At 73.2% G+C, this 17,959-nt stretch carries 12 protein-coding genes; 4 read left to right on the top strand and 8 right to left on the bottom strand.

Annotated features, from left to right (window positions below):
• The first annotated feature begins 555 nt into the window (after positions 1-555).
• Positions 556-3,462 (top strand): glycoside hydrolase family 48 protein, encoded by a 2,907-nt coding sequence (locus tag OHB44_RS23370; RefSeq protein WP_238686706.1) that lies wholly within the window; start codon positions 556-558, stop codon positions 3,460-3,462.
• A 339-nt stretch (positions 3,463-3,801) separates the two neighbouring features.
• Here OHB44_RS23370 and OHB44_RS23365 read toward each other — a convergent pair whose 3' ends face one another.
• Complete coding sequence (locus OHB44_RS23365; RefSeq protein ID WP_266305309.1) at positions 3,802-4,470, bottom strand: DUF3159 domain-containing protein; 669 nt, start codon at positions 4,468-4,470, stop codon at positions 3,802-3,804.
• 170 nt (positions 4,471-4,640) lie between these two features.
• Here OHB44_RS23365 and OHB44_RS23360 point away from each other — a divergent pair, with 170 nt between their 5' ends.
• Positions 4,641-5,528 (top strand): phosphatase PAP2 family protein, encoded by an 888-nt coding sequence (locus OHB44_RS23360; RefSeq protein WP_238686707.1) that lies wholly within the window; start codon positions 4,641-4,643, stop codon positions 5,526-5,528.
• Between the two features lie 43 nt (positions 5,529-5,571).
• Here OHB44_RS23360 and OHB44_RS23355 read toward each other — a convergent pair whose 3' ends face one another.
• Together OHB44_RS23355 and OHB44_RS23350 are read right to left on the bottom strand one after the other, a co-directional pair.
• The gene (locus OHB44_RS23355) at positions 5,572-6,435 is read right to left on the bottom strand and encodes a DUF1028 domain-containing protein (RefSeq protein ID WP_266305034.1); all 864 of its coding nucleotides are present in this window, start codon (positions 6,433-6,435) and stop codon (positions 5,572-5,574) included.
• Between the two features lie 47 nt (positions 6,436-6,482).
• Positions 6,483-7,703, bottom strand: coding sequence for a low temperature requirement protein A (locus OHB44_RS23350; RefSeq protein WP_330438294.1), 1,221 nt, complete (start codon positions 7,701-7,703; stop codon positions 6,483-6,485).
• Positions 7,704-7,857: 154 nt separating this feature from the next.
• On the opposite strand from OHB44_RS23350, the gene OHB44_RS23345 reads away from it, so the two are divergent.
• Both OHB44_RS23345 and OHB44_RS23340 read left to right on the top strand, forming a co-directional pair.
• Positions 7,858-8,841 (top strand): LLM class F420-dependent oxidoreductase, encoded by a 984-nt coding sequence (locus OHB44_RS23345; protein WP_330441270.1) that lies wholly within the window; start codon positions 7,858-7,860, stop codon positions 8,839-8,841.
• Positions 8,838-9,629 carry an SDR family oxidoreductase gene (locus OHB44_RS23340; RefSeq protein ID WP_266305036.1) on the top strand — a complete coding sequence of 264 codons (792 nt, stop codon included), beginning with the start codon at positions 8,838-8,840 and terminating at the stop codon, positions 9,627-9,629. Before OHB44_RS23345 ends, OHB44_RS23340 begins: the two co-directional genes overlap by 4 nt.
• Positions 9,630-9,633: 4 nt before the next feature.
• On the opposite strand, the gene OHB44_RS23335 is transcribed toward OHB44_RS23340, so the two are convergent.
• From OHB44_RS23335 to OHB44_RS23315, 5 genes are all read right to left on the bottom strand, one after another.
• Positions 9,634-10,437: a class I SAM-dependent methyltransferase gene (locus tag OHB44_RS23335; RefSeq protein WP_238686711.1), complete on the bottom strand. Its 804-nt coding sequence runs from the start codon at positions 10,435-10,437 to the stop codon at positions 9,634-9,636.
• 129 nt (positions 10,438-10,566) lie between these two features.
• Positions 10,567-12,903, bottom strand: a complete 2,337-nt coding sequence (locus OHB44_RS23330; protein WP_330441269.1) for a DUF3488 and transglutaminase-like domain-containing protein — start codon at positions 12,901-12,903, stop codon at positions 10,567-10,569.
• 14 nt (positions 12,904-12,917) lie between these two features.
• Positions 12,918-14,117 (bottom strand): DUF58 domain-containing protein, encoded by a 1,200-nt coding sequence (locus OHB44_RS23325; protein ID WP_330438293.1) that lies wholly within the window; start codon positions 14,115-14,117, stop codon positions 12,918-12,920.
• 14 nt (positions 14,118-14,131) lie between these two features.
• A complete protein-coding gene (locus OHB44_RS23320; RefSeq protein ID WP_112583044.1) occupies positions 14,132-15,127 on the bottom strand; it encodes an AAA family ATPase in 996 nt (331 codons plus the stop codon).
• 28 nt (positions 15,128-15,155) lie between these two features.
• A complete protein-coding gene (locus OHB44_RS23315; protein WP_330438291.1) occupies positions 15,156-17,783 on the bottom strand; it encodes a fibronectin type III domain-containing protein in 2,628 nt (875 codons plus the stop codon).
• Between the last annotated feature and the right edge of the window lie 176 nt (positions 17,784-17,959).

The raw sequence follows: 17,959 nt of genomic DNA, 5'->3' as shown, positions 1-17,959 counted from the left end.
TCGCGCGGGAGCCGGGCCACGCGAGTGGCTCTGGTTCCACCTCCCTCCCTGTGGCGGGACGATGGCTGACGACGGCGTCCGGGCTGGCCCGTCGTCGGCCCTCGGTCTGGTTCCCTGGGCTCGTCAGGACGACCCCAGCGATCTTCTTGTTGGAACCTTGTCGATGGAAGCGCTCCCATCGACCGATGTTGCGACTGTAACGCCCGTCACGCCTTTGTGAAAGACCCAAAACGAGATCGAAACAAGGAGCTGATCCGGCGCTCCGCGCGCTTGTTGTGGGAGCGCTTCCATGGCACACTGTCGATTCGACGCGACAGGAGCCACATCGCGTGAAGTGCGGGTCCACCGAGGGCAACCGGCAGCACCAGCTCCGGCACGGTCACCCGAGCGCAGCCGACGGGACCCCCTCCCGTGCGGGCCGCACGCCCTACCCCGGCCGGGCCCGGGGAAGACCACCTTCCCGGCGCCTCGACATCCCCGCGGACCACCACCACCCTCGCGGGCAGGCGCCTCGCCGGGGACCATCCCGGCCTGGTCCGAGGAGACACCGCGCACATGAGACAACTGGCAATACGCCGGCGCGTGGCGCTCGCCGCCGCCGCGCTGCTCGCCGTCGGCGGGGTGACCCTGCCGGCCGGCGCCGCACAGGCCGCACCCGCCTGCGACGTGGTCTACGCGACAAACGACTGGAACACCGGCTTCACCGCGAACGTCACCATCAAGAACCTGGGTGACGCGGTGAGCAACTGGACGCTCAAGTGGACCTTCCCGACCAGCGGTCAACGGGTCACCCAGGGCTGGTCGGCCAGATTCAGCCAGACCGGCAGCGAGGTCACCGCGACCAACGAGTCGTACAACGGCAACCTTGCCACCGGGGCCTCCACCACCATCGGCTTCAACGGCGCCCACTCGGGCAGCAACCCGAAGCCCACCTCGTTCACTCTCAACGGCACCCCCTGCAACGGCACCCCGGCCAACCAGCCGCCGACGGTCTCCCTCGGCCTGCCGACCGGGCCGTTCACCGCGCCGGCCGACGTGCCGCTGACGGCCACCGCCAGCGACCCGGACGGGACGATCAGCAAGGTCGAGTTCTACCGCAACGGCCTGCTGATCAACACCGACACCTCCGCTCCGTACGCGTACACGCAGGAGGACCTGCCGGCCGGCAGCTACACCGTCCAGGCCAAGGCGTACGACAACGGCAACGGCATCGGGGTCGACGAGAAGGCGTTCACCGTCGGGGCCGCCAACGGCCCGACACTGGTCGCCACCCCGTCCGCGGTGAGCGTCACCGAGGGTGGCAGCGCCACCTTCAACCTGAAGCTCAGCGCCGCCCCGACGGCCAACGTGCCGGTCACCCTCACCCGCACCGGTGACACCGACGTCACGGTCTCGCCGGCCACCGCCACGCTGACCCCGAGCAACTGGAACACCGGGGTCACCGTCACCGTCGCCGCGGCGGAGGACACCGACACCGCCGGCGGCGCCGCCACCATCACCGCCTCCGCCACCGGTCTCGCTTCGCTGGCGGTCAGCGCCACCGAGATCGACAACGACACCCCCGGTGGCGACAACGCCTACACCGCGAAGTTCCTCGAGCAGTACGGCAAGATCAAGAACTCGGGCTACTTCAGCCCCGAGGGCGTGCCGTACCACTCGGTGGAGACGCTGATCGTCGAGGCGCCCGACCACGGCCACGAGACCACCTCGGAGGCGTTCAGCTTCTGGCTCTGGCTGGAGGCCTACTACGGCAAGGTCACCCAGAACTGGGCGCCGTTCAACAACGCCTGGACGGTGATGGAGAAGTACATCATCCCCACGCACGCCGACCAGCCGACCGCCGGCTCCGCGGGCACCCCGCAGTACGCCGCGGAGTACAACCTGCCCAGCCAGTACCCGTCGGCGCTGAACCCGAACGTCTCGGTCGGCCAGGACCCGCTCCGCTCGGAGCTGCAGTCCACCTACGGCACCGGCGACATCTACGGCATGCACTGGCTGATGGACGTCGACAACACCTACGGCTTCGGCCGCTGCGGTGACGGCACCACCAAGCCGGCCTACATCAACACCTTCCAGCGGGGCACCCAGGAGTCGGTGTGGGAAACCGTTCCGCAGCCCTCCTGCGACACCTTCGAGCACGGCGGTCAGTACGGCTACCTCGACCTGTTCGTCAAGGACACCGGCGCCCCCGCCAAGCAGTGGAAGTACACGAACGCCCCGGACGCCGACGCCCGGGCCGTGCAGGCCGCGTACTGGGCGCTGACCTGGTCCAAGGCGCAGAACAAGCAGGCCGACGTCGCGGCCACCATCGCCAAGGCCGCGAAGATGGGCGACTACCTGCGGTACGCGATGTTCGACAAGTACTTCAAGAAGATCGGCAACTGCGTCGGGGCCAGCACCTGCCCCGCCGGCAGCGGCAAGGACTCGGCGCACTACCTGCTGTCCTGGTACTACGCCTGGGGTGGCGCGTACGACGCCAGCCAGAACTGGTCCTGGCGGATCGGCTCCAGCCACAACCACTTCGGCTACCAGAACCCGTTCGCGGCCTGGGCGCTGACCAACACGCCGGAGCTCAAGCCGCAGTCGTCGACCGCTGTCGCCGACTGGACCAAGAGCTTCGAGCGGCAGTTGGAGTTCTACACCTGGTTGCAGTCCGCCGAGGGCGGCATCGCCGGTGGCGCCACCAACAGCTGGGACGGTAGCTACGCCCAGCCGCCGGCCGGCACCAGCACCTTCTACGGCATGTTCTACGACGTCGACCCGGTCTACAACGACCCGCCGTCGAACCAGTGGTTCGGTATGCAGGCCTGGTCGATGCAGCGCATCGCCGAGCTGTACCAGCAGACCGGCAACGCGAAGGCCAAGGCGCTGCTGGACAAGTGGGTGCCCTGGGCGATCGCCAACACCACTCTCGGCACCAACTGGTCGATCCCGTCGGACATGGCGTGGACCGGTCAGCCGACCACCTGGAACCCGTCCAACCCGCAGCCCAACACCGGCCTGCACGTCGAGGTCATCAGCAAGGGTCAGGACGTCGGTGTCACCGCCGCCTACGCCCGGATCCTGATCGCGTACGCGGCCAAGTCCGGCAACGTGGCGGCCAAGGACACCGCCAAGGGACTGCTCGACGCGCTGTCGGCCGCCAGCGACGCCAAGGGTGTCTCCACCACCGAGAAGCGTGGCGACTACCGGCGCTTCGACGACGTCTACAACGCGTCCACCGGGCAGGGCCTCTACGTCCCGCCGGGTTGGACCGGGACGATGCCGAACGGCGACGCCATCGCCGCCGGCAAGAGCTTCCTCGACATCCGGTCCTTCTACAAGAACGACCCGGACTGGCCCAAGGTGCAGGCGTACCTGGACGGTGGTCCGGAGCCGAGCTTCAACTACCACCGGTTCTGGGCGCAGGCTGACGTCGCCATGGCGTACGCCGACTACGGCAGCATGTTCCCGAACGGCTGAGACGACCCGGGGTGGGTGGCGTGGACCGCCCACCCCGGGATCCGGCCCGGGTCCGGGGAACGACGGACCGGGGCTGGCGGGACGGCCTGACACCCACGGTCAGGCCGGGGTGGGCCGGCCATCTGGCCGACGCAGCGGATCGGCTGGCCCACCCCACCGCCCGGACTGGAGCCAGCCGCGAAAAAGCCCAGAAATTCGGGCCCTCGCGGGATCACACCGAGGTCCGTGACGGAGTAACGTACGTCACCGGAGAGGCCGCTCCCCCCGTGGCGGCCTCTCCACTTTTTTGCCCCCAGTCCGGCCGCTTCCCTGCCCGAGTCCGGCCGCGCGGGGCGGGTTTCAGCGAGGCGGCGCGACCGGGTGACGCAGCCCCGGGTGCCCGGCCGGCAGCGAGCGTCGCAGCACCACCCAGCTCAGCGCCAGCGCCGCGGCGACCAGCGGCCAGGTCAGCGCCACCCGGGCCACCACCAGCGCGAGCACCTGCCCACCGAGGTAGAGCGGCACGAACACGGCCAGCCGCAGCAGGTAGGTCGCCGTCCACACCCAACTGGCCCGGCCGTACCCGCGCAGCAGCGCCGGGTCGCGTCGCCACCCGGCCCGTTGGCCCAGCACCGCGCCGACCAGCACACCGAGCAGTGGCCACCGCACCACGATGCTGACCGTCCACGCCAGAGCGCTCGCGGCGTTGGACAGCACCTGGATCAGAAAGAAGTTCTCGGCCCGGCCGGTGCGCACCGCGATCAACGCCGCGACGCAGACGGCCAGCAGCCCGATCAGCACGGAGCGCGGCCGGTCACCCCGACGTAGCCGTACGCCCGCCACCACCGCCCCCACGGCCAGCGCCGTGCCGACCCCGCCCCACAACGACTCGCCGCCGAGCAGCCAGCCCGCCGCGAACGCCAGCGGCGGCAGGGTGGCGTCGACGGCGCCGCGTCGTCCGCCCAGCAGATCCGTCAGCGACTCGGCCCGCGCTGGCCCGTCCGGACCGGTGTCGGCGCCGGCCCGCACCGGCCCTTCCGACGCCGGATCGTCGCCTTCACGCTGCTCCGGACCGGGTTCGGCCGGGCCGCTGTCGCGCTCCGGTGTTCCGCTCACCACCGCCTCCTCGCCTCCGGCACAACCTAACCGGCGATTGGCGGCGGGCCACCGGTCGGACCGCCGACACCTGCCGCTACGGTGTGCGGATGCGCGCGACGGCACGGGGTTGGACCGCGGTCTGGTTGGTCGTACTGGCCCTCGTCCAGGCGGCCGCCTTCCTCGCCGTGTGGCGGGTGGCCGTGCACTCCGAGATCGGTCAGTGGGTGGACACGGTCGCCCTCACCGGCAACCGGATCGGGCAGGACACCATCGAGGGTCCGGTCGACCGGATCCTCAACGCGATGTCGGTGGTCTCCCTGCTGGCCGCCACCGCGACGATCGGGTTCATCGCGCTGATCCGGGGGCGGATCGCCCTGGCGATCACCGCGACCCTGCTGATCGCCGGAGCGAACGTCACGACCCAGCTTCTCAAGTACGGGCTGAACCGGCCCGACTTCGGTGTCGACCCGGAACGCGCGGCGGTGGGCAACAGCCTCCCGAGCGGGCACGCCACGGTGGCCGCCTCGGTGGCCGTCGCGCTGATGCTCGTGCTGCCGCGCAAGGTCCGGGCCGTCGGCGCCTTCATCGGTGCCGCCTACGCCGCCGTCGCCGGGGTCGCCACCCTCTCCGCCGGTTGGCACCGACCCAGTGACGCTGTCGCCGCGTACCTGGTGGTGGGTGTGTGGGCGGCGTTGGCCGGGTTGCTGCTGCTGGTCACCCAGCGGGAGCAGGCCGAGATCGCCCCCGGCGACGCGCACCGGGTCGCGGCGCTGGTGCTCGGCCTCGGCGGTGTGCTCGCCCTGGTGGCCTGTGGGCTCTCCCTGGCCTGGTTGCTCGACCTGCGAGACACCGGGCCGGAGGAGCTGGCGCGCCGCCCCCTGTTCGTCGGCTACGCGGGCAGCGCCGCTGGGATCGCCGGCACGATGGCGGTGGTGATGGCGTTGGCGCTCACCGTCGTGCACCGGCTGGTGCCCCGGGTCAAGGGCTGAACCGCCCGGCGTGGCCGCCTCGCGCGGGGGCGGCCGGCCGGGGTCAGCTCGCGGCGCGGGGTGCGGGGACGTGCGGGGCGACACCCCGCAGGTGCGTCAGCACCACCGGGTCGATCCGCCCCGGCACCAGCCGCTCCTCAAGGTTCTCCAACCCGGCCCAGGAGATCAACGCCGCTTCCGTGCCGCCCTCGTGCACCGGATGGCCCAGCGCGCCGAGCAACGCCGCCACCTCGGCGGCGACCGCGCCGCTCAGGTCGAGCAATGTGGCCGGGTCGGGCCGGCCGAACAGCATGGTGTGCACAGTGAGCAGGCGACCCAGCTCGGCGACCGGGTCCGGGTGGTCGTCCACGCGCAGGTCCACGACCACGTCGCTGGTGCCGCCGTACCCGCCGCCGCGCTCGACCACGAGCAGGCCGGCGCTCTGCCGGCCACGCCGGTCGCCGCCCGCCTCGTCGCCGGCGCGCAGCGCGGCGACCAGCCGCTCGGCGAACGGCAGCGCCGCTCCCGCCAGCCAGGCCTCGCCGAGGGCGTCGACGACCTCCGGGCCGGTGAGCACGTTGCCCTGCGCGGCCCAGCCATCGCCGCTCCGCCCGCCGGCCCACTGATGGCAGGCCGGCCCGGTCCAGGTGGCGCCCGCGCCGGTGGCCCCCACGACGCCGAGTTGGCGGTGCTCCCGCTCGGGGTCGGCGGCGATCAGCCCGGCCACCACGTCGGCGGCGGCCACCCCGGTGCGCAGCAGGGTGAGGCCCTGCGGGCGGTAGGCGAGGTTGACGTGCGCCTGGGTGGCCAGCGCGCCCACCTCGGCGGCGGCGGCCGGCACCAACGCCCCGGCGGCGAGGAACTTGCTGGCGACGGCCACACCGTGCAGGCGGCCGTCGGCGGAGCGGGCGACGAGCGAGAAGGTCACCGGCCGAGGGTAACCGTCCACGCCGACGTGACATCGACGCGCGAGGCTCAGAACGGTGGTGCGGCGGCCTCCGGTGGGGCGCCGTGGGCCCGCCGGGCGTCGGCAACCGCGACCGCGGCCAGCACCACCACCCCGACCGCGGTCGCGATCACACCGGGCAGGTACAGCAACGGCACCGACGACGCCACCAGCACCGTGACGGCGATCCACCGGGACGGGGAGACCCGCCCGAACACCTCGTACTCCAGGCGGGCCCGCCCGGCCAGGAACAGGGCCGGTCCGCCGAGCACCATGGCCAGCCACGCCCCCGGGATCCGCTCCAGCGGATGATTGATGATCAGCTCGTAGCCGATCGCGGTGGCGGCGAGACCGATCACCATCAGCAGGTGGGTGTCGGCCGCCGACCGGCCGATGGTGGCGGGGTGACGGGCCTTCATCACCGCCTCGCCCAGGATCCGCCCGGCCCGCTGCACGTAGATGCGCCACAGCATGATCGAGGTGGCCAGCGCCAGGCCGAACGCCCACACGTGCCCCGACTCGAACGGGCCCGCGCTGTACGCGAAACCCGCCACCAGGATCGTCTCGCCCAGCGCGACGAGGAAGAACTGCTGGTACCGCTCGGCCAGGTGTTCCCCGGCGATCTCCCACTTGGAGATCGTCGAACGGCCCAGGCCGGGCACCGGCCAACCACAGCGGGCGGCCAGGTACTCGAAGGCCAGCGCCGCCGACCAGAGCAGCACCTGCGCGTTGGTGCTCATCATCGCGCCGCTGATCCAGAGCACCCCGCTGACGGCGAAGATCACCGCCATGCGCACCTTCAACCGGCGGTACGGGTGCGCTCCGAGCGCGAGTGACAGGATCAGTGGCCGGGTCACCTGCGCGATGACGTACGCCACCGCGAACATCAGCGCGGTCTCGCTGAACGCCCGGGGGACCGCCACCCCCATCACCATGCTGCACACCAACGCGGTGATCACCACGGTCTGCAACGGCACCCGGTACGGGTCGTACCGGCTGGTCGTCCACGCGGTGCCCTGCCAGACCGCCCAGAGCGCCAGCAGCAACAGCAGTGTCTTGCCGCCGCCGGTGACCGTCCCCCAACCGTGCTCCCGGCCCGGAACCTGAGTCAGATCCTCGAACGCGCGCGCCGAGATCCGGGTGAGCGCGAAGACGTACACCAGGTCGAAGAAGAGTTCCAAGAACGTCGCCCGACCGGGCGTGGCCGCCGCCGGGACCGGCTCCAGGTGTCCCGCTGCCCTGGAAGCCATGGTCAGCGGCCTGCGCCGTCGGTCCGGTCCACCTCGAAGTGGTAGCACTTTCCACCGGCGCGCACGGCCGGAAACCGGCGATTCTGCCCAACCCGGGGATCTTGCTCGGGCCCGCGTCAACGGGCACGATCGACCGGTGACGAATCGATGGGGCATGACGGTGCCGCTGGGCGGAATCGCGCTGGCGCAGCACGACGCGGCCTACGCGGCCCTCGACCGGGCCGGGTTCACCGACGTCTGGTCGTCCGAGGTCGCCGGCACCGACGCGTTCACCCCGCTGGCGCTCGCCGCGGCCTGGCAACCGGGGCTGCGGCTCGGTACCGCGATCACACCGGTCTTCACCCGGGGCCCCGGGTTGCTGGCGATGAGCGCGGCGGCGCTGGCCGAGGCCGCGCCGGGCCGGTTCTCGCTCGGCATCGGCGCGTCCTCACCCGTGCTCGTGCGGGACTGGAACGCGGTGCCGTTCGACGAGCCGTTCCGCCGCACCCGCGACGTGCTGCGCTTCCTGCGCGCCGCGCTGGCCGGCGAGACCGTCGACGAGGCCTACGACACGTTCGCCGTCCGACGGTTCACGCTGGAACGACCGCCGGCGGTGCCGCCGCCGATCCTGCTCGCCGCGCTGCGCCCCGGGATGCTCCGGCTGGCCGGCGCGGAAGCCGACGGGGTCATCCTCAACTGGCTCAGCGCCGACGACGTGCCGCGCGCCCTGGCCGAGCTGGGCGAGCGCCGCACCGGCTTCGAGGTCGCCGCCCGGATCTTCGTCTGCCCCACCGAGGACGCCGCGTACGCCCGGGCGCTGGGCCGCCGGCTCATCACCAGCTACCTCACCGTCCCGGCGTACGCCGACTTCCACCGTTGGCTCGGCCGCGACGAGACGCTCGCGCCCATGTGGGCGGCCTGGGCCGCCGGTGACCGGCGCGGTGCCAGCGCGGCGGTGCCCGACGAGGTGGTCGACGCCCTGGTGCTGCACGGCTCAGCGGAGCGGTGCAGCGCCGAGGTGCGCCGCTACGCCGACAACGGGGTGGACGTGCCGATCGTCGCGCTGCTGCCCACCCCCGAGGTCACCGCCGGCGGCGCGAGCGCGCTGCTCAGCCTCATCGCCCGGTTGGGCGCCAACTCCGTGGAGGCGTCCGCGTGAACCTCACCGACCGGATCGTTGTGGTCACCGGCGGGGCCGGAGGTATCGGGGCGGCGCTGTCGCGCCGGTTCGCCGCCGAGGGTGCCGCCGCAGTGGTGGTCGCCGACCTGGACGCCGACGCGGCCCGCGCGGTGGCCGAGGGCATCGGCCCGGTCGCGCACGCCCGCGCCCTCGACGTCACCGACGAGGAGCAGGTCCGCGCGCTGGTCGCCGACACCGAGCAGCGGTACGGCCGGATCGACCTGTTCTGCGCCAACGCCGGGGTGACCACCGGCGGGGGAGTGGAGGTCGACGACGCCGGCTGGGACCGCTCCTGGCGGGTCAACGTGCTGGCCCACGTCTACTCGGCCCGCGCGGTGCTGCCCGGAATGCTGGCCCGGGGCGGCGGGCATCTGCTGCACACCTGTTCCGCGGCCGGTGTGCTGACCGCTGTGGGCGACGCCGCGTACACAGCCACGAAGCACGCCTCGGTGGGGTTCGCCGAGTGGTTGGCCATCACCTACCGGGACCGGGGCATCCGGGTCAGCGCGCTCTGCCCGCAGGGGGTGGACACCCCGATGCTCGCCGACGGGCTCGCCGACGGTCACCTCGGCGCCCGGGTGGTCGCCGCGTCCGGTGCGGTGCTCACCCCGGACCAGGTCGCCGACGCGGCCATCGCCGGGCTGGCCGAGGAACGCTTCCTGATCCTGCCGCACCCCGAGGTCGCCGACTACGCGCGCCGCCGCGCCGAGGACCCGGACGGCTGGCAGGCCGGCATGCGCAAACTCATCCGCCGGCTGACCACCTGACCCGCTACCGCACCGGAACGCGCCCGATGGCCAGGAGATGGGCGCTGGCACTGATCAGCGCCGGCTCGCTGCTGTAGAGCCGGGCGAGGTCCAACGCCGCGGCGAAGACCGCGTCCTGCGCGGGCCCGTTCGCCGCCGCCTCCGCCGCCGTCCAGGCCGGACCCTCCACCCCGTGGACGACGACATCGGTCAGCCCCGCGGCCGCGCACTCGTCGGTGATCTCCTCGACTCGGTGGAAGTAGGCGTGGGTGAACCCGATCCGCGCATCGTTGACGCCGTCGCTCAGCAGCGCCCTGGCCTCGTCGAGCAGCCTCTCGTCGAGCCGTCCGGTGGCCGCGAAGTCCAACGGGCCGGCGAAGCGGGAGATGACGGCGGCCACGACGAGACCGCCGGGGCGGGTGACCCGGACCGCCTCGCGGAGGGCCTGGAGCCGGTCGGCGCGGCGTACCAGGTGGTAGAGCGGGCCCAGCAGCAGCGCGGCGTCATACTCACCGTCGGGGTCGGGGAGCGCACGCGCGTCGCCCACCTGCGCGTCGACCGGAGGGTGCCCGTCGCGGGCCTGCGCGACGTGGCTCGGCACCAGGTCGACGAGGCGAACGTGGTAGCCGGCGACGGCGAGGGCCCGCGCGTACTCGCCGGTGCCTCCACCGATGTCCAGCACCCGGGCGCTCGGCCCGGGCAGGAGATCCCGCAGGAGCTGCGTCGTGCGGATCCACTCCAGTCGCGCCTGCGGGCGGGCGCTGAGCCGCTGGTCCTCGCGATAGCGCTGCGTGTAGTAGTCGACGATGTCGCTCGAATGCTGATCCACGCTCCGATGGTCACCGGTATGCGGCGCGTGGGCCAACGGATTTCCCCCCCACCCCCCGGGCGGCCCTCGCCGTCGGTGATCAAGAGGTTTGCGTCAGAAGTGGGCCCGCAGTCGACGCAAAGCTCTTGATCAGCGCGGGGAGCGGCGGGCGCGGCGCAGGGGAGACGGGTGCACCGACCAGAGCAGGCGACGCCACCAGGGGCGGGCCGAGCGCAGGGTGGCCACGTAGGCGGTGGCGACCTCGGCGGCGCGAGCCGCCTGCTCGGGTGTGGCGGCGCCGGGGGCGAAGCCCACCTGATTGAGCAGGGCCGCCAACTCGTCGACGGCCGGGCTGGACGCGTCTGCCGCCGCCGTGCCGCCGGTGGGCGCGACGGGCTCCGGGTCGGCGGTCGGGTCGTTGCCGGACCTGCCCGCGCGGGCGTCGGCGAGGGTCCGGCGGGCGTGCCCGGCGATCTCGGTGGCGGCCAGGTCGTCCCCGACCGGTCTCCCGGCCAGCCGGAGCGCGTCGGTGACCTCCCGCCAGGCGCCGGCGATGCGCTGGCCGGGGTCGCCCCGCACGAGTCGGCTGCGGGTCAGCGAGCGGCGCATCGCCAGCAGGGTGAGCAGGAGTGCGCCCACCACCAGCAGCAGGCCGCCGCTGCCGCCAGCGACCAGCAGCGGTGTGGAGACCCCGTCCGGGCCGGGTGGGGCGTCGGCGGCGGTCGCCGGTTCCGGTGAGGCGCTGGGCTCGGCTGTCGGTGCCGGCGCCTCCGACGGCGGTGGGTCCTCCGGCGTCGGGCGGAAATCCTCCTCCACCGGTCTCGGCTCGTCGTTGGGGCGGGGCAGCGGGTCGAACGCCACCCAGCCCAGCCCGTCGAAGAGCACCTCCGGCCAGGCGTGCGCGTCACCGGCCAGCACCGGCCCCTGCCCGCTGGTTCGGAAGCCCACCACCACCCGCGTGGGCAGCCCGGAGAGCCGGCCGAGGACCGCGAAGGCCGCCGCGAACTGCTCCGAGGTGCCTTCCTGCCCGCCGCCGTCGCGGGGTCCGAACAGGAAGAAACCCAGGTTCGGGTACGCGTGCCCGCTCGGGGCGTCCGCAGCCACCCGGTAGTGCTCGGCCAGGAACTGCTCGATCGCCGACGCCCGCGCGTACGGAGCGCCGTTCTCCTCGGCGAGTTGGGTGGCCAGCCGGCGCATCGGATCGGGCACCCCGTCCGCGACCCGCAGCACCCGGGCCACCTCGTCGCCGGCGGGCACGTTCGCGCTGGCCAACAGGTTCTGATCGGGGCGTTCCTCGGCGGAGGTCACCGTGTACCGCAGCCCCGGCGTCAGCCCTTCCGGCCGGATCAGCGTCCCGCTCGCCGGGTCGTACGCCACCCGCGCCCCACTGACCTCCCGGGGCGTCGCCACTGCGGGCAGCAGCCGGCCGCTCAACTCGGCCACGCTGATCTGCTGGCGGACCGTCTGCACTGTGCTGTCCCGGGCTGCGGTCGCGGCCGGCAGGATCCGCCCGGCGTTGCGGTACGTCGCGCCGACGCGCCAGGTCACCCCGTCGTAGTCGCTGAGCACCGCCAACCGGATCCGTACACCGCGCGTGGTGTCCGCCGCCGGGTCGGCCTCGGGCGGGGCGTCGGCGGGCGGTGCGTCGGGGCGTTGCGTGCTCACGTCGAGGAGCTTCTGCTCCGGGTGTAGCGCCCAGCCGGAGATCCGGATCAACGGGTTCTCGTCGAGCGTCTGCACCTGTGGCGGTTCCACGTACCGGCGTGGGTCCACCGGTCGGCCGTCGACCTGCTGCGCGACGACCGGGCCGAGCAACGCGACGAGGCCGACCACCACCGCCACCCCGAGCGCCGCGCTGGTGGCCAGGCGCAGTCGCACCGCCGCGCGTACCCGGGGGGTCAGCTCGGCGGTCGGATCGCCGCCGCCGGGCGCGGTGCGGGTGGGGGTGGCCAGGCCGAGGGCCGCGACCGCGACGAACACCAGCGTCGACCCCAGCGCCGGTTCGGCGTTCGGGCCGACCACGTAGAGGGCGGCGGCGTAGAGCCCCGCCGCCGGCAGGTAACCCAACAGCACCCGACCGGTGCGCAGCGCGACCTCCGCGCCGGTCAGCCCGGCCAGCCACGCCGCGACGACCGGCACCAGCACCGTGTCCGGGGTGGGCTCCACCGGGATCATCGCGGTGAGCAGCCGGGGAATGCCGTTGCGGGCGGCGTCCGCGGTGACCTCCAGCAGGCCGCCCGGCAACTCGGCGCGGGTGGCGGCCAGCCGCAGCGACCACAGTGTCCAGCCGGCCATCGCGGCCACCGACACCGGCGCCACCAGCCAGGACGGCAGCCGCCGGGCGGCCACGCTGACCAGCACCGAACCCGCCGCCGCGCCGACGACCAGCAAGGTCAGCAGGCCGCCGGCGTACACCCGGCCGAGCACCACCCCGGCGAGCGCCGTCAGCCCGATCAGCGCCAGCGGCACTACCGCCGCCCGCAGCATCCGCACGGCGACCGTCACCACCGGCGTACCCCGTCCCACTCGGCGGCGAACTGCGCGCCGTCGGCCGCGTCGACGACCACCAGGCCGGCGGTGCCCGGCGGCGTCGGCTCGGCCGCGCCGAACACAGCGACCAGCACCGACGGGTACGCCCCGCGCAGCGCCCCGACGTGCCCCAGCTCGTCGCGGCCACCCGGGCCGGTCAGGAAGATCAACGTGTCGCCGAGTCGGTCCTGCCGCAGCCGGGTGGTGGCCGCCCGCACCGCGTCACCGTCGTCGGACAGGTCGGCGGCGGCGAGCCGGTCCAGCGGCCCGAGAGGACCGTCGGCCTCGCCGTCGGGGCCCGTGACCTCGGCCGGCTGCGCCGGCTTAGTCGGCTCCGCCGGTTCCGTGGCGGCCACCAGCAACAGCACCGGCAGGTCGGCGCGGTGCGCGGCGGTGACGACCGACGCCGCCGCCTCGCAGGCCGACTCGAACGACTCCGCCACCCCGCCGACCCGCTGCGGGTGCGCGGCGGCACGGTTGTCCAGCAGGACGACCAGGCGCGGCAGGCTGGTGTCCACGTTCTCCCGCACCATCAGCTCACCCACCCGGGCGCTGGTGCGCCAGTGCACCCGGCGCAGCTCGTCGCCGACCACGTACTCCCGCAGCGAGTCGAACGTGATCGACCCGTGCGGGACCCCGTCCACCCGGCCGTCGAGGCTGCGCCCCGCGCCTCGGGGCACCGCCGTCAGCGGATGGATCCGGGGGTGCACCCAGACCGGCACCGCCGCGCCGTACGGGCGGGCCAGCGCCACCAACCCCAGCGGGTCACGTCGGGTCACCCGCAGCGGACCTACAGGCACCACCCCACGACGGTCGGTCGGCACGTCGTAGCGGACCTCGGTGTCCCGGCCGGGTCGCAGGCGCAACACCGGCACCGGCACGGTCCGCTGCCCGCACCGGTCCTCGGCCAGCAGGTTCGCCGAGCGCAGCCGCCCGGTGTTGCGCACCGTCACTGTCATGCTCGCCGGCTCACCGCGCGCCACCCGGTCCGGGTCCGCGCGGCGGGTCACCGTCAGCCGGGGCCGCCAAGCCGCGACCAGCGCGGCGTAGCCGACGGCCGCGCCGGCCGCCGCGCCGAGCAACGTCAACTCGGGGTACGCGAACCGGAAACCCACCCCCAGCAGCACCACGGCGGCGACGAGCAGCCCGACCCCACGGGCGGTGATCCCCATCGCGCTGCTGCCGGTCAGCCCTGCACCGGAGCGGGTTGCCCCGACGGCAGCGGCACCGGCACCGAGGCGACGGCCTGACGCAGCACCTCCGCAGGGGTCATCCCGCGCACCTGGGCGTCCGGGGTGAGCAGCAGCCGGTGCGCGAACACCGCCTCGACGAGCGCCTTCAGATCCTCCGGCATGATCCAGCCCCGCCCGTCGATCAGCGCGTACGCGCACGCCGCGCGGGTCAACGCGATCACGCCCCGGGGGCTGACCCCGACACGCACCTGCGGGTGGGTGCGGGTGGCCGCTGCCAACCGGACCGCGTACGCGTAGAGCGGCTCGGCGATGTGAACCCGGCGGGCCATCCGGACCATCTCGCCGACGGTGGCGGTGTCGGTGACCGGGGCGAGCGCCTCGGGGGACCGCACTGTCGCGCCGCGCAGCACCTCGACCTCGACTGCCTCGTCCGGGTACCCGACGGAGAGCTTCACCAGGAACCGGTCCAACTGCGCCTCGGGCAGCCGGTAGGTGCCATCCATCTCCACCGGGTTCTGGGTGGCGACCACCAGGAACGGCGACGGCACCGGGTGCCGGACCCCGTCCACTGTGACAGTCCGTTCCTCCATCACCTCCAGCAGCGCCGACTGGGTCTTCGGCGACGCCCGGTTGATCTCGTCGGCGATGACGATGTTGGCGAAGACCGGCCCCGGATGGAACTCGAAGTCCCGCGTCGCCTGGTTGAAGATCGTCACGCCGGACACGTCCGAGGGGAGCAGGTCGGGCGTGAACTGGATGCGCCGCCACTCACCCTTGACAGTGGCGGCGATGGCCCGCGCCAGGGTCGTCTTACCGACCCCGGGCACGTCCTCCAACAGCACGTGACCCTGGGCGAACAGCGCGGTCAGCGCCAGCCGCACCACCTGCGGCTTGCCGAGCACCACCGCGTTGACGTTCTCGGCCAGCCGGGCGGCCAGGGCGGCGAAGCCCTGCACCTCCGGCTGGGTGAGCGGCTCGTGGGTGTTCACGGTCGGTGGTGCTCCTCGCCTGGTGTCCTCAGCAGGTGGGCAGGACGTTGATGGTGTCGCCGCCCTCCAGGTTGAGCCAGGCCCAGGGGATGTAGTTCTTCTTCCCCCCGTAGTTGACCTGCACCCACCAGGTGCTGCGCTTCTCGTTGTTGTAGATGTAGGCGTACACCTCTTCGCCCGACTTCTTGCAGTACGCCTGTAGCCGGCTGCCGGGCTTCGCCCAACCCACCTGCTTGTCGTTGTCCTGTCGGGCTACCGAGAAGATCTCGTTGCCGTTGCGGCCATCCCGGTCCCGGTCACAGTAGGTCGACTCGGGCCCGGACGCGCCGTTGCGGCAGGTCGCGATCCCGTACTGCGCCTGGGTTGCCTGCGCCCTCTTGGCGGTGCCCTTGCCGGCGGCGTTGCTCGCCGTCACCGTGAACGTGTAGTTGGTGCCCGGCGTCAGGCCCGTCATCGTGATGCTGGAGCACGCCCCGGCCTTCGTCGGCTCGCCCGTCGTGGTCAGCGTGCAGGTGGCCTGACCGCCACCGGCGTCCACCGTGAACGTGACAGTCGCCCCGGTGGCCGTCGACGACGAGCCGGTCACCGTGACCCGTGGCTCGGCCACAGTGCGGGCGGTGGCGGTGGCCTCCGGGCCCGGCCCCGCCTCGTTGACCGCCTTCACCTTCACCGTGACGTTCTGGCCGTTGCCCAGCCCGGTGACTGTCGTGCGGGTGTCGGTCACCTCGCTGACCCGTCCACCGACGTCCACCAGGTACTTCGTCACCGGCCGACCGTTGGCCTCGGCCGGTGCCCACTGCACCGTCACCGCGCCCGGCTGGTTGGCGACGGTCCCGGCGCGCAGGTTGAGCGGTCGACCGGGCGCGGCGAAGGGCACCACGGTGTTGCTGACCGGGGACGCCGCCGAACCGGCGCCCTTGCTGTTGACCGCCACCACCGTGAACGCGTACTGGGTGCCGAACTCCAACTCACCGGCGGGCACCACCAGCTCCGTCTTCGTCGACTCGCCGGCCGGAGCGTTCGTCCCTGCCGAACTGGCCGTCACCGCGTACCTCGCGATGGTGTTGCCCTGCCCGTTCGCCGCCGGCCACTTGACCAGCACCGTGCCGTCCGGCCGCTCTTGGGCGATGACGCTCGCGGGTGGGTCGGGCACCGCCGCGGTCGGGGTCACCGGGTTGCTGTTGCGCGGCGGGCCGTCGCCCTTGGCGTTGACGGCGTGCACCGCGAACCGGTACGTCTCGCCGTTGGTCAAACCCTTGACCTCCACCGCACGCTGGTTCGCGCCCACCTGCACACGTTGGCCGGCGCCCTCCACCACGTACTTGATGATCTCGGCCCCGTTGGCGGCGGCCGGGCGCCAACTCACCCGCGCCTGGGCGTTGCCGGCGGCGGCGGTGACGCTGCGCGGCGCGCTCGGCTTACCCACCCGCGGCTTCTTCGGCGGGGGCGGCGGCGGGGGAACCGGCGGCGGGTCGCCACCGAGCACGTCGTTGGCGTACTTGTTGACCTCGCGCACCTGATGCTTGTCGTCCACGACCCGGGCGGTCGCCGAGTCGGGGGAGTTGATGAACAGGTGGTTCTCCCGGACCTCCAGCTCCAGTGGCCCGTTGGCCCGCCCGCGAATGGTCTCGACCAGCTGACCCGCCGCGTCGAAGGAGTAGATGGTGCCGGTGGCCTCGTCGGCGCAGTAGAACCGGTTCGCCCAGGCCACCGCCGGGCTGAGGCGATCCCCCTCACCCGGCACGGTGAACCCGCTCTCCTGCCCACCGTCACCCACCAACAGCACCCGCCGGTCGGCGGTCACCGTGACCGGCACCCGTGGGCCGCTGGTGCGCGCGGGCAGCGCCGCCGGACCGGACAGCGTCAGCGGCGTCGGGTGCACCTCACCGCGCTGCACCCGCACCAGCTTCCCGGCCGTCCGGTCGAGCACCGCCACCCCGTCGTCCAGGGTGGAGACCACCAGCTCGTGGCTGGCGTCGGCGACGTCGTACGACTCGACCCGCTGCGGGCTGAGCCCGGCACCCGCGGGCGCTGCCGACGCCGGCGCGGACGGCAGCTTGGCGGCGGTGATCGCCGAGACCGTGCCCTGGCTGGGCACCGCGATCCAGAGTCGACCCTTACCGTCGAAGGTGCCGCCGGTGATGCCCGGCGGATAGCGCACCGGCTCACCCACCGGCGTCAACGATCGCGGGTCGAGCTGCCGGACGATGCCCTGCACGGCGTCGACGACGAACGCCGCGTCCTCGTGCAGGGCCACACTGACGCCCAGGCCGGGGGTGGTCCGGGTGGTCGCGCTGAGCTGGAGGGTGGCCAGGTCCAGGGAGCTGACCTGCCCGGTCTGCAAATCCCGCAGGATCAGCAGCCGGTCGGTCTGGGTGATCTGCATCGGGTGCTGCCGGGCCCCGGGGATCTCGGTGCGGGTGTCCACCCGGGCGGTGACCCCGTTGACCCGGGCCAGCTCGCTGCGCGCCGCGCTCCACAGCCAGGAACTCGCGTCGTAGTTGGCCACCGCGTTGTCCGCAGCGCCCAACCCGAGGACGGTCAGCCCCATGGCGGCCAACAGCGCGGCCACCGTGCCGACGGTCACCAGCCCGCCGCGCAGCCGGGACCGGGAGCGGGGGGCCTCGGTCTGTACGGCGTCGTCGATGCTGGCCACAGCCGGCTGCCTCCCCTGAGTCGTGGCAGGTGGCGCGCCTTCCGGCGACCCCTCCCCTGAGCCGGGTGCCATCATATGGCGCTGGTGGTGGCGGGGGAACCCGCACCGTCACCCCTGTGGATACCGAGAGTGTGCGTTGTGGACGTCCAGCTCAGCCCGGTTCGCGCTCGACACGG

The sequence above is a fragment of the Micromonospora sp. NBC_00821 genome (assembly GCF_036347035.1).
GTDB classification, from domain to species: Bacteria; Actinomycetota; Actinomycetes; order Mycobacteriales; family Micromonosporaceae; genus Micromonospora; species Micromonospora hortensis.
The sequence above is the reverse complement of the archived record's forward strand: the minus strand, read 5'-3'. Positions and strand labels throughout refer to the sequence as shown.

What these genes read in the sequence shown, in the direction of transcription:
- OHB44_RS23370 (WP_238686706.1), top strand. Translation starts at nt 556, where the DNA reads ATGAGACAACTGGCAATACGCCGGCGCGTGGCGCTCGCCGCCGCCGCG.
- OHB44_RS23350 (WP_330438294.1), bottom strand. Translation starts at nt 7,703, where the DNA reads ATGGCTTCCAGGGCAGCGGGACACCTGGAGCCGGTCCCGGCGGCGGCC.
- OHB44_RS23345 (WP_330441270.1), top strand. Translation starts at nt 7,858, where the DNA reads ATGACGGTGCCGCTGGGCGGAATCGCGCTGGCGCAGCACGACGCGGCC.
- OHB44_RS23330 (WP_330441269.1), bottom strand. Translation starts at nt 12,903, where the DNA reads ATGCTGCGGGCGGCGGTAGTGCCGCTGGCGCTGATCGGGCTGACGGCG.
- OHB44_RS23325 (WP_330438293.1), bottom strand. Translation starts at nt 14,117, where the DNA reads ATGGGGATCACCGCCCGTGGGGTCGGGCTGCTCGTCGCCGCCGTGGTG.